Genomic DNA, 10,835 nt, shown 5'->3' with positions numbered 1-10,835 from the left:
GTCGCTATTTTAAAGGGAACTGACGTCGACCAGCCGCGGAACTTGGCCAAATCGGTAACAGTAGAGTAAGCCATGGGTGAGCGTCATGTTTCGCCGCCCTTATATCAGCACTGGCCTTTAAATACGGAATATTAATGGTAACTGCGGCGGACAATGATAAGGCTGAAAGCGGTGGTATTTTTGCGCCGCTTAAGCACAGCTTGTTTCGCAATATGTGGTTTAGCAACACCATATCCAATGCTGGCAGCCTGATTCAAACCGTGGCGGCGGCGTGGATAATGACCAGTATTTCTACCGCCGATCACGTTGCCTTGGTCCAAACAGCAAGCTTCTTACCAATGGCCTTGTTTGCCTTGCCCGCTGGTGCAATTGCCGATATCTATGATCGCCGCAAGGTGCAATTGCTGTTCTTTTTCCTATCACTCGTCGCCGCGTCCCTAATGATGCTGGTATCGATGCTCGGCCTCATCACTCCGTGGATATTGTTGGGCTTGTGTTTTTTTGTTGGTACTGGCGGCGCCTTATCAGCGCCAGCCCGAGGGGCATCTATTGCTGAGCTAGTGCCAAAGGCCTTAATACCCCAGGCCGTTGCCCTAAACAATATCAGCTATAACCTCGCCCGCAGCGTTGGCCCAGCAATCGGTGGATTAATCGTTGTCGCCTTTGGCGCAACAACAGCGTTTGCGGTTAATGCGATTTCTTTTATACCCATGCTAGAGTCCCTGCGCCGTTGGAAGCGGGAACCAGAGACCTCACGCTTACCAGCGGAAAAACTGCTGCGATCGATTAATTCCGGGGTTCGCTATGTCTTGAATATGCAGCCAGTGCGTCGGGCAATTAGTCGCGTCTTTGTGCTGTGTTTAATCGGCGCGGCGCTCCCATCTTTAATGCCACTTATCGCCAAGGACCTGCTCGGTGGCAATGCCAGTACCTTCGGCTTGCTATTGGGCGCATTCGGCGTTGGCGCGGTGTGCGGAATTTTTGTATTGCATCCCATGCGGGCAAAAATTGGTAATGAAAATACCCTTCGAGTTTGTACGTCAGTAGTAGCGGCAAGTATTTTAGGTTTGGCATTCAGTCGCAGCTTAGTAGTGGATTTCATCATTCTAATGTGTGCCGGTATGGCGTGGATGATGATTACCACAACAATCAGCGTCCTTGTTCAGCTCTTTGTACCGCGCTGGGTCATGGGCCGCGCCATTGCCACGTCTAGCGCTGCTATAACCCTAGGCGTCGCGATTGGTTCATGGCTATGGGGTATTGTCGCAAGAGATTATGGCCTAGTACTGGCATTTGAGGTCGCTGCTGCTGGTCTTATATTATCGTTGGTCATAGGCCTTATTTTCCCAGTTGCAGATCGGACTGAATCAACCGAACTGGATGAACCTCTGAGCAATGATCCCGACGTTAAATTGGCAATCAGCGGTCGCAGTGGACCGATAAGTATCGAGCTGCACTATCGTATACCAGAGGACAAGGCGCGAGAATTTTACCGCCTAATGCGCGAGCAACAAAAAGTCAGATCTCGCAACGGCGCCTATGCGTGGTCGCTATCTAGGGATATTGCAGACCCCGAGCATTGGTCAGAACGGTTTAGTTGTCCAACCTGGAATGACTATTTACGCTTGCGGATTCGCCGCACGGTTGAAGATACCCAAATCCATCGGCGAGCATCAAGTATGCACATGGGGCTGGAGCCTATAAAAGTCCTGCGCTGGTTAGATCGGCCGGCGGGTTCTGTGCGGTGGAGCGACGACGCGCCGGATCGCGGCGATGAGGGCCTGAATATCCACGGCTAGGGATCGTCGCCTGTTAATGTATATGGCGAGTGTCAGCAACCATAATGCCTAGCGCTTGCAATTGTGCGGCTATTTTAACGTCGCGACTTTTATGCCAGCGCTGATAAAGATCGAGTACATCACTGTGGTCATAAATGGATTCCTTAGTGCAAGCCTCAGCGATTAGCGCAAGTAGCCTGGTGAAGGTCGTTGCCAGCTCGGCATAAATATGACGATTGTCCGCGCTGTTTTCCGACAGATAGCCATAGGCACCCCCGCCCATGCCTACAAAATAGTCCTTTAAAATACCTCTGCGCTGGTAATTTTCGGGAAACACAGCACCAATGAACAAGGCCATGTCACCCAGTTGCCGGAGAATTAAGCAGCGCTCCCGGTGATTGTTGGTCTCGTGGGCATCCTTATAAAGCATGGCGAGGGGCCTTAATTCTAAATACCCTTCATCATAAGAAAAAAGCTCTGCACTATCGCCAAAGCGGGCCAGCATATTGCCGATATAGCAAAGCGTATCCTCTTGGGGCGGTACGGCAGATTGTTGACCGGCTTCGTGCAATCTGGTTCGGAAGTAATTGGCTAGGCTGGAATTGAGTTCAATAGAATATTTACTGCTCATACGTGTCACCTTAAGCACTAAAAGACCATTTTCTGAAATATCTTATCTGAAAACATATAAATAAAATTAACAAAATTCAACTTATAAAAAACCCTTGTTTTTAGAAAAAATAATTATAAAAAATACTCTTGAAAAACATTAATGCGATCCCATTTTGCCAATCAGAAGGGGGAGTGACTATCGTCTAAGTCTTCCTTCTCTCCCGCTTAGGAGAAACTATTTATATTTCAATGGAGGAGTAAGCCATGAGTATCAAACCGCTCTATGATCGGGTACTTGTTAAACGGCTTGCCGCTGAAACCAAAAGCAAAGGCGGTATTGTCATTCCAGATAAGTCAGCTGAAAAGCCCACTCAAGGTGAGGTTGTCGCGGTTGGGGATGGTGCTTTATTAGAAAATGGACAGCAGCGTCCATTGGCCGTGAATACAGGTGACCGAGTCCTATTTGGTCAGTACGCCGGAACGGAAGTCAAAATAGACGGTGAAACGTTTTTAATCATAAAAGAATCAGAAATTTTTGCTGTTATTGAACAAAGTGAAATACAGGAGAAAGCAGCATGAGTGCGAAAGTCGTTAAATTCTCTGATGATGCCCGCGAGCGTATGCTGGCTGGGGTAAATATTCTTGCTGACGCTGTAAAAGTTACCCTCGGGCCCAAAGGGCGTAATGTCGTTCTCGACAAAAGCTTCGGCGCACCGCGCATAACCAAAGACGGCGTATCCGTCGCAAAGGAAATTGAACTGCAAGATAAGTTCGAAAACATGGGCGCACAGATGGTAAAAGAAGTTGCGTCGAAAACCGCCGACGTTGCCGGTGATGGTACAACGACAGCAACGGTATTGGCTCAGGCTATTTTACGTGAAGGCCACAAGGCAATCGCGGCGGGCATGAACCCCATGGATCTTAAGCGCGGGATCGATGCGGCAGTTGCCGATGCAACGGCACAGCTCAGTAAAATGTCTAAGCCCTGCGACGACAATAAAGCCATTGGCCAAGTCGCCACAGTCTCCGCAAACTGGAATACCGATATTGGTGAAATCCTCGCTGAGGCAATGGAGCGCGTTGGCCGTGATGGTGTCGTGACCGTTGAGGAAGGTAAATCTCTGCAGAATGAATTGGAAGTCGTGGAAGGCATGCAGTTTGATCGCGGCTACCTGTCGCCATACTTCATCAACAACCAAGAAAAAATGCAGGTCGAGCTGGATAACCCCTATATCTTATTGGTCGACAAAAAGATCAGTAATATTCGGGATCTGTTGCCCACACTCGAAGCCGTCGCTAAGGCGAGTCGGCCATTGCTGCTGATTGCAGAAGATATCGAGGGCGAGGCGCTCGCGACGCTGGTCGTTAATAATTTGCGTGGCATTCTCAAAGTTGCTGCGGTTAAAGCACCGGGCTTTGGTGATCGCCGCAAAGCAATGCTCCAAGATATTGCGATTTTGACTGGCGGCACTGTCATCGCCGAAGAAGTGGGCCTTGATCTTGAGCACGTCACCCTTGAGCAGCTTGGTAGCGCGAAGCGGGTAGTGATTGATAAAGACAATACTACGGTGGTCGACGGCTATGGTCAGCGCGGCGAAATTGACGCTAGGGTTGCCCAGATCCGCGCAGAGATTGAAAAATCCACGTCTGATTACGACCGCGAAAAACTCCAAGAGCGGGTTGCCAAGCTCGCCGGTGGCGTTGCCGTCATCAAGGTCGGCGCGGCGACTGAAGTGGAGATGAAAGAGAAAAAAGATCTCGTGGATGACGCCTTTCACGCAACCCGAGCGGCGGTCGAAGAGGGCATTGTTCCCGGTGGTGGCATCAGCTTAGTGCGGGTCGCAGACACGCTGCGCAAAGCTGGCGTAACGGCGGCGAACGATGATCAGAAGGTCGGTGTTAAAATTGCGCTGCGCGCCATGGAAGAGCCCTTCCGGCAGATTGTAAACAACGCCGGAGTTGAGGCCAGCGTGGTGTTGGATAAAATCCGCAGCCAAGAGAATGTCGCCTTCGGTTATAACGCCCAAAACGGCGACTACGGGGATATGTTGGAGTTCGGTATTATCGACCCAACCAAAGTCACCCGCACGGCCCTGCAACATGCGGCATCGATCGCTGGCTTGATGCTGACGACTGATGCGATGATTGGCGATAAACCCGCCGATAAAAAGGACGGTGGTGCACACGCGCCAATGCCTGACTTTGGGTAAGTGCGTTAGTTAACAGGGGGCTTAGCCCCCTGTTTTTATTTCCTTAAATATTATAATAAGTAAATATTTGTCAGTTTCGTCTCGATTCCAGCAAACTGCTGGGCTACCATGAAGGCCAGATAATAAGACTGGACGCGGTCTGGCTACAATGGAGCAACGAGTGATGACAACACCCAGAGTACTACCTCGCCTAGACACGGATAATCGTCCGTTCTGGACAGGCGGAGAGCAAGGCAAACTACAGATAATGCACTGCGCTGACTGTGATGGATTTATTCATCCGCCACGGCCAATCTGCCGCCATTGCCTCTCAGAGAATGTAGCGCCGGCAACGGTTAGCGGTAAGGGCACAATCGATACCTTTACCATTAACCATCAGCCCTGGTTTCCCGGTATGGAAGTCCCCTTTGTTATTGCTCGGGTCGCGCTTGATGATGCGCCCGGTGTCTTTTTAACCACCAATATTATTGGCAGCCCGGTTGCCGAGGTTGATATTGGCGATCCAGTGCAGGTCACTTTTCTGCACCAAGATGACGTTTGGATCCCATTATTCGAGAAGGTGAACTGAGATGGCAGCAATGAAGGAAGCGTATATAAGTGGTGTTGGCCAGTCAGAGGTAGGGGTTCGCCTAGAGCGTTCCCCGCTACTATTAACCACCGACGCGGTTAAAGAAGCCATCGCAGATGCCGGCTTAACAATTGACCAGATAGACGGCGTGTCGACCTACCCAGGCCGTTCACCCTCGTTTCTCGGGTTTTCACCGGTTGGTACCGATGAACTGATGGACGCCATGGGGATTCGTGCAAGCTGGTATGCCGGTGGCGGTGAAATAAGCTCTCAGCTCGGCGCACTTGTCGCGGCCGTGGCGGCCGTCCGTATGGGGCAAGCGCGACACGTTGTGTGCTTTAGAACAGTATATGAAGCAGCCGCCTTGGCGCGGCCAGACGAGTACCCATCTCGTTTTGACGGTGGTCGGGTCGATGGCATGCAGCAGTGGTCTATGCCCTTTAATGCGGTATCAGCATCGACTTGGATTGCGCAATACGCCATGCGGCATGTCAAAAAATACGGTATGACCCGAGAGCAGTTGGCCCAGATCGCACTCACCGGTTCAGCTAATGCTATGCGTAACCCCCGCGCTAGGGCGATTACCAAAAAACAGCTGACAATGGATGCGTATATGGAATCGCGGATGATCTCCGAGCCATTCTGTTTATACGACTGTGACCGTTTTAGTGACGCCTCCACCGTACTGATCGTTTCTGCGGGTGACGCCCTCGATGAGGTATCTGGTATTCCCGTGCGTGTTGCTGCTTGCGCGGGATCGGTTGAGCGACATAGCTGGGATCAGGCTGAGTGGGTTGCGGCCTACGCGACCGGCAAGGACTTGTGGCAGCACACCGACTACACCCCGGCCGATGTAGACACCGTGCAGCTCTATGATGGCTTTAGCTTTAACGCTATCACTTGGCTGGAAGGCTTGGGCTTTTGCCCAGTGGGTGAGGGCGGCCGCTTTATCGAAGGCGGACAGCGTATTGCATTGGATGGCGAATTGCCGATGAATACCAACGGTGGCCAACTCGGCGCTGGCCGATTACACGGCTTTGGCTTTGCCCACGAGGCAGTCACCCAAGTTCGTGGTCTGGGTGGCGATCGCCAGATTCCAGGTGACCCTCGGGTCGCGGTCGCGACATCTGGCGGTGGGCCATTGGCAACTGCCTTGTTGCTCGCCAGGGACTAAAAACCTAAGCGGTTATACGTCGGCTTAAGCGCTGAGCTGAAAACTTAGCGCTTAAGCAGTTAGAATATTTATCGCGAACTCAGACCTCAATCAACACCGCCCCTGCTTGTCCTCCCCCCGCACACATCGCCGCAATCCCAAAGCCCCCGCCGCGACGACGTAAATCATTGCACAAGGTTGTAATCATCCGCGCGCCGGATGCACTAATGGGGTGGCCGATGGAACAGCCGCTGCCAGAGATATTGACGGTTTCTTCATCTAGACCCATTACCTGGCAGAAGCCAAGGGGAACGGAAGCAAAAGCTTCATTTATTTCCCATAACATAATATCGCTTAGTGCCACCCCGGTGCGGGCCAATAATTTTTCTACTACTTTAGGAACAGCTAGACCGGTTATTGCGGGGTCAACGCCAATGGAGGTCCAGCCACGTACCGTGGCTAGAATCGGGGCGCCGGCCGCGCGAGCTATTTCGCGGCTGCTTAAAACGAGGGCAGCGGCGGCATCGTTGCCGCCACTGGCATTGCCAGCGGTGATTGAGAAGCCTTCAATCTCTGGGTGCAACACGGGCAGGGAGGCCAGTTTTGCCATGCTAGTTTCTCTGCGCGGAAACTCATCTACCTTAAACGCTACGCTTTTACCCTCAGCATTGCGGATCATGACCGGCACGATTTCGTCAACAAAATTGCCCGCGTCAATGGCGGCTATGGCGCGCTGGTGCGAGCGCAGTGCCCAAGCATCTTGTGCCTCGCGTGTTAGGCCGAGGGCCTTGGCCGCATTCCAACCAACGGTGATGGACATATCGCGGTTGGGCGCGTCGGGCCGGTTTGGGTGAGTGGGCGGAATCCACCAGTCTTCAAACTCCTGGGTTTCGGGGTCGCGCTGTTGCATACGGGGCATGAAGGAGCTGGAATTTACGCCGCCAGCCACCATGACCCGTTCCATGCCGGAGATAATTGCGCCGGCAGCTAAGCCAACGGCGCTTAGGCTCCCTGCGCAGTGCCGATTTACGGCGAGTCCGGCGGCGGCCGTCATCCCGAGCTCAACCGCTGCGTGCCGAGCGATATCGCCACCGCCAGCCAAGGCCTCGGCCATGATGATGTCATCGATGTCCTCAGGCGCGAAGCCCGACTTAGCAACAGCCGCACGAATAACCGTTGCGGCCAAGACCTCGGGTGGCGTATTCGCGAGTGAACCTTTGCGAGCGGTGCCAACGGCGGTGCGCAGTGCGCTGGTAATGACGACGGAGGACATATGATCGATCCTATTATTTGTGTGGGAAATTATGTTGTGGCGGCCAGCAGGCAAGTAGCGCACGCAAACTACTGACCAGCGCAAGCGGCTGATCAATAAGTACATGGTGGGCGGCGTCGGGAATAGCGACAAGCGGCGTAGCCTTAGGAAAAACCTTTAGGCTATTTTGTAAACTTTGCGATGTAACAAGACTGGAGCGATCCCCATAGATATACGCTATCGGGCAGCGTATCTGCGGAAAGATTTCGTGGTCTGGCTTATTATCCGGCTCGACCCGGCGGGGATCGAAGCGCCAAGACCAGCCATCATTGTGTTCCTCGAGTGCACAGCGAGCGATATAGTCAGCAATAAAATGATTGTCGCAAGGCTGTGCTGGCGATAGTCGAAAGCGCGATAAGCCAGATTTTAGACTGTCGAAGCGCAGGTGCTCGCTGTAAGTCTTTGGTGCTTCGGTTTTAAATTTCTCAAGTAGATCCGCCCCCACATTGATTGGTGTATCGATTGCGATCAGGCCGCCAAAGGAGCTGGATTTTGCCGCTAAGCGAATCCCCACAGCGCCGCCAAAGGAGTGGCCAATAATAATGGGTGGCGTCGGGCCTGTGTTTAATTGCGCCGCGTTTACGGTGTCCTGCGCTTCCTGAACAAAATCGTCAATCTGATAGCCGTCCGCTCGCCATTCTGAGCGGCCCATGCCGCTGTAAGACAAGGCGGCGCAGCGCCACTGGTCGGCAAAAAAGGGCGCAATATGGGTCCACCAATCGGCATGGGCGCCGTGGCCATGTAAAAAAAGCAAACCCGGAGCGCCAACCTTACCCCAAGTTAGTAGTTCAATATTGGCGCCCATCGACGAGAAAAATGTCCGCTCTGGAACGCAGGCCACTGCTTGTTTATACCACGCTGGCGCAGCGGGCTTTTGGCCGTGATAAGGTGCTAGAAAGTGCTGCTTGGATGGCGGTGTCGCTATGCGCATGCGCTCACTCTGCGTAAAAATTGTTTTTATAAGGCATAACAATCGGAATTGAAAAAGCGACTTTGATGCATTCAATAATATCGAATTAACAATCGAAGTCGCTTGTTAGCTCGCCGCTTATTTATTGTCTTCCAGAATAAAATCAGCGGCGCGCATACCAATGACCATCGCGGGGGCGTTGGTATTACCTGATACCAAGGTTGGCATAATTGAGGTGTCTACCACCCGCAAGCCACTCACGCCGTTGACTTGTAGGCGAGGGTTAACCACTGCCTTGTCATCAATACCCATGCGCGCAGTGCCACAAATATGAAAACAGGTACCGCCGATATCAATAGCTTTGGCGAGAATATCTTCGTCACTTTGTACTGCAGGACCTGGTACGGTTTCTTCAACTATCCAATCTTTTAATGCAGGCTGTTCGGCAAGTTTGCGCAACCAGCGAATCACCGCCACCGCTTTACGCTGATCTTCTTCGGTGTCGAGGTGGCGGGCGTTGATATAGGGCGCCACGTCAAAATCAGCTGATTGAATTTTTATTTCACCCTGACTTGTTGGGCGGGTGAAATATCCCAAAAACGTGATGCCGGGAAAGGTATTTAACGTCACTTCACCGGTGGCGGGGGAGCCGCTAGCCGATAGCATCATCAAACCAAATTGCGTGTCAGCGTGATCCAAATCCGGTGTCGATTTAACAAAACCACCAAGCTCGTGGGCGGCGTGTGTCATGGGGCCCTTGCCAATTAAAAAATATTGCAGGGCCGATCTGATCGCCCGCCAACCAGAAAGCAAATAATTGTGGCTGTGACTGACGACTTTATACTGCACGTCAAAATGGCGGTGTTCGCGTAAATTTTGCCCAACGTCCGGCGAGTCCACAATGACCTCTATGCCATGGGAGCTAAGTAATTCGGCGGGGCCAACTCCTGATAATTGCAGCAGTTTCGGTGTTTCAATGGCACCGGCGCAAAGAATAATTTCAGTTTTAGCCGATACCCGCTGAATACCTTTTTTATTGCGAATACTAAGGGATGTTGCGCGCTTATCAGTGAACTCTATTTTAAGCACGTCAGTTTCATTGAGGACGGTGAGATTACTGCGCTTTAAAACCGGCTTGAGAAAGGCCGAAGCGGCACTAAAGCGCTTGCCCTGCCACGTCGTCGAAGCCTGATAGCCTATGCCGCCGTCGCGAACCGCATCGACATCATTAACATCGTTGACTCGATTAACCCCGAGCTCCTGCGCCGCATCGATAATGGCCTCGCACAGAGGGTCGCCGCCGGGATGGGTGCTGACTTTTAGTGGGCCACCGACCCCGCGATATTCCGCCGAGCCTTGATCGTGATCTTCCAGGGCTTTAAATTTTGGACCAATTTGATCCCAACCCCAGCCTTCGCAACCCATGGCCTGCCAATTATTGTAATCGAGCGGCGCGCCGCGCACATAGACCATGCCATTTACTGAGCTTGAGCCGCCAATTGCGCGACCCTTAAACCAGCGCTCCGATGGCCGGTCAGGGGTAGTGTGGGCTTGGTAGTCCCAAATGTACTTACTGCCTTCATTGAGTATCAAACCGACGCCACGGGGCATTTTAATCAGGGAATTATTGTCACTAGGGCCGCTTTCGATCAGCAAAACTTGGCGCTTAGGATCTTCTGATAAGCGGTTGGCCACAACACAGCCTGCGGAACCTGCACCCACGATGATGTAATCGTATTGGTCTTTCAAGGTCAATTCTCCAAAACTCAAATTGCACTGTTTAGCGAACTAAGCAGCGCTTATTCCGGTTTTAAGCAAATAAAGGGTAAGGAAAATAACAAAGGCTTAGTGAAAAGTGTCGCGCTGAAAATAGGGCAAAAGCACCTTATTATTTTACTTGGATAGGCCTATCTTCCGGCAGTTCTACTTTTTTGTCAAAGAAAACTGACAATTGTTTACTTTTTTGGCCGGTACATGAGGTTTTGTTTAGGGGTTGGGGTGTTGGTCATGGATCTGATTAATCGCTTTAAGCATTTCTTTGGTGAAACTTATGTCTAGGTTCTTTAGGTTCTCCTGCAATTGTGCCGCGTTACTTGCGGCGATTAATACCGATGTGACAAATGCTTGTTGTTGGCAAAACCCCAGGGCGAGGGCGCTGGGAGAAACATCAAACCCTTTTGCTAATTCAATATAGTGTTGCATTGCATCCAGCACAGGCTTTTTAAAACGGCTCTCAAAGCCATCGAATAAACTGGAGCGGCTGCCCGCTATAGGGCTAGCGTTGGCGTATTT

General features: G+C 51.8%; 10 protein-coding genes. 5 read left to right on the top strand and 5 right to left on the bottom strand.

Going from position 1 to position 10,835, the window contains the following annotated elements:
• Positions 1-134: 134 nt before the first annotated feature.
• The gene (locus ABYT30_RS10145) at positions 135-1,799 is read left to right on the top strand and encodes an MFS transporter (RefSeq protein WP_373096307.1); all 1,665 of its coding nucleotides are present in this window, start codon (positions 135-137) and stop codon (positions 1,797-1,799) included.
• 13 nt (positions 1,800-1,812) lie between these two features.
• Here ABYT30_RS10145 and ABYT30_RS10140 read toward each other — a convergent pair whose 3' ends face one another.
• Positions 1,813-2,409, bottom strand: a complete 597-nt coding sequence (locus ABYT30_RS10140) for a hypothetical protein (RefSeq protein ID WP_373081280.1) — start codon at positions 2,407-2,409, stop codon at positions 1,813-1,815.
• Between the two features lie 245 nt (positions 2,410-2,654).
• Between ABYT30_RS10140 and groES the strand changes: the two genes are divergently transcribed.
• The 4 genes from groES (at position 2,655) to ABYT30_RS10120 (ending at position 6,342) form a co-directional block, all read left to right on the top strand.
• Positions 2,655-2,969: a co-chaperone GroES gene (gene groES, locus ABYT30_RS10135; RefSeq protein WP_373081278.1), complete on the top strand. Its 315-nt coding sequence runs from the start codon at positions 2,655-2,657 to the stop codon at positions 2,967-2,969.
• Positions 2,966-4,600 carry a chaperonin GroEL gene (gene groL / locus ABYT30_RS10130; RefSeq protein ID WP_373096305.1) on the top strand — a complete coding sequence of 545 codons (1,635 nt, stop codon included), beginning with the start codon at positions 2,966-2,968 and terminating at the stop codon, positions 4,598-4,600. Before groES ends, groL begins: the two co-directional genes overlap by 4 nt.
• Positions 4,601-4,763: 163 nt before the next feature.
• Positions 4,764-5,168 (top strand): Zn-ribbon domain-containing OB-fold protein, encoded by a 405-nt coding sequence (locus tag ABYT30_RS10125; protein WP_373081275.1) that lies wholly within the window; start codon positions 4,764-4,766, stop codon positions 5,166-5,168.
• A gap of 1 nt (position 5,169) precedes the next feature.
• Positions 5,170-6,342, top strand: coding sequence for a thiolase family protein (locus ABYT30_RS10120; protein ID WP_373081274.1), 1,173 nt, complete (start codon positions 5,170-5,172; stop codon positions 6,340-6,342).
• A gap of 79 nt (positions 6,343-6,421) precedes the next feature.
• Here the strand turns inward: ABYT30_RS10120 and ABYT30_RS10115 are convergent, their stop codons facing one another.
• The 4 genes from ABYT30_RS10115 to ABYT30_RS10100 form a co-directional block, all read right to left on the bottom strand.
• Positions 6,422-7,594, bottom strand: a complete 1,173-nt coding sequence (locus tag ABYT30_RS10115) for an acetyl-CoA C-acyltransferase (RefSeq protein ID WP_373081272.1) — start codon at positions 7,592-7,594, stop codon at positions 6,422-6,424.
• A 13-nt stretch (positions 7,595-7,607) separates the two neighbouring features.
• Entirely contained in the window at positions 7,608-8,564 is a 957-nt protein-coding gene (locus tag ABYT30_RS10110) for an alpha/beta fold hydrolase (RefSeq protein ID WP_373096302.1), read from the bottom strand.
• Positions 8,565-8,681: 117 nt separating this feature from the next.
• Positions 8,682-10,292, bottom strand: a complete 1,611-nt coding sequence (locus tag ABYT30_RS10105) for a GMC family oxidoreductase (protein ID WP_373081269.1) — start codon at positions 10,290-10,292, stop codon at positions 8,682-8,684.
• Between the two features lie 237 nt (positions 10,293-10,529).
• A partial coding sequence (locus ABYT30_RS10100) for an aldo/keto reductase (RefSeq protein ID WP_373096301.1) occupies positions 10,530-10,835 on the bottom strand: 306 nt, incomplete at its 5' end.

Source organism: Zhongshania sp. (genome assembly GCF_041623545.1).
Classification (GTDB): domain Bacteria; phylum Pseudomonadota; class Gammaproteobacteria; order Pseudomonadales; family Spongiibacteraceae; genus Spongiibacter.
The sequence above is the reverse complement of the archived record's forward strand: the minus strand, read 5'-3'. Positions and strand labels throughout refer to the sequence as shown.

Coding starts and splice junctions, on each gene's coding strand:
- ABYT30_RS10115 (WP_373081272.1), bottom strand. CDS start 7,594: ATGTCCTCCGTCGTCATTACCAGCGCACTGCGCACCGCCGTTGGCACC.
- ABYT30_RS10110 (WP_373096302.1), bottom strand. CDS start 8,564: ATGCGCATAGCGACACCGCCATCCAAGCAGCACTTTCTAGCACCTTAT.
- ABYT30_RS10120 (WP_373081274.1), top strand. CDS start 5,170: ATGGCAGCAATGAAGGAAGCGTATATAAGTGGTGTTGGCCAGTCAGAG.
- groL (WP_373096305.1), top strand. CDS start 2,966: ATGAGTGCGAAAGTCGTTAAATTCTCTGATGATGCCCGCGAGCGTATG.
- ABYT30_RS10145 (WP_373096307.1), top strand. CDS start 135: ATGGTAACTGCGGCGGACAATGATAAGGCTGAAAGCGGTGGTATTTTT.
- groES (WP_373081278.1), top strand. CDS start 2,655: ATGAGTATCAAACCGCTCTATGATCGGGTACTTGTTAAACGGCTTGCC.
- ABYT30_RS10140 (WP_373081280.1), bottom strand. CDS start 2,409: ATGAGCAGTAAATATTCTATTGAACTCAATTCCAGCCTAGCCAATTAC.
- ABYT30_RS10125 (WP_373081275.1), top strand. CDS start 4,764: ATGACAACACCCAGAGTACTACCTCGCCTAGACACGGATAATCGTCCG.